Raw genomic sequence first — 579 nt, forward strand, 5'->3', positions numbered from 1 at the left:
ATCCAGCCGGTTGAGCAGGTCGAGTACCGCCGGGCGTGCCGCCTGTTCTTCGTGCCAGAGCGAGCGCATGAGCGTGCGGCTGACTGCTTGGGTGGTAATGCCGAGCGCCTGTGCAACTGCCCGCTGCTGCCCGCGGACCCCGGGAACCAGTAGATCGACGACCCGCCATTCGGCCTCGGTACGGTCGGAACATACCCGATACAGCAGGCGTGTGAGCCCTGAAGCCATGTCTGCGACTGCGCGATTGTGTGCCGATACCGCAATACCGCGGGCGGGGGCGCCGGTGCGTGCCGCCTCCACGGCGAGCCGTGAGAATTCGAGGGCGTCGCCGGCGCAGTCGTTCGTGCTGACCGTTCCCAGTGCCCCGGCGAATCGGGGAATGTGCAGCTCGCCAACTCCGATGCCGACCCAGAAGCCGTTATCGCGCGCGGCAATGAGCGCCGCGTGTAGTGCGTCTGCGGAACTCTCGAAAGCACCCTGAATTTCGTCCGGATAGGTTTGTGCGAATTCAACTCGGGGATTGAGCTTTGTGAGTTCGTCCGACAGTGCAGTGAGTGAGTGCTGTGCGGAACGTTGAAT

Annotated in this window: 1 protein-coding gene; it reads right to left on the reverse strand. The window is 63.9% G+C overall.

All coding sequences use genetic code 11. The annotated features are described in order from the left end of the window. On the reverse strand, positions 1 to 579 hold a 579-nt coding region (locus HMPREF2804_RS00425), incomplete at both ends, for a recombinase RecJ (RefSeq protein ID WP_070626846.1).

Origin of the sequence: Rothia sp. HMSC065G12 (assembly GCF_001811455.1) — a bacterium.
GTDB classification, from domain to species: Bacteria; Actinomycetota; Actinomycetes; order Actinomycetales; family Micrococcaceae; genus Rothia; species Rothia dentocariosa.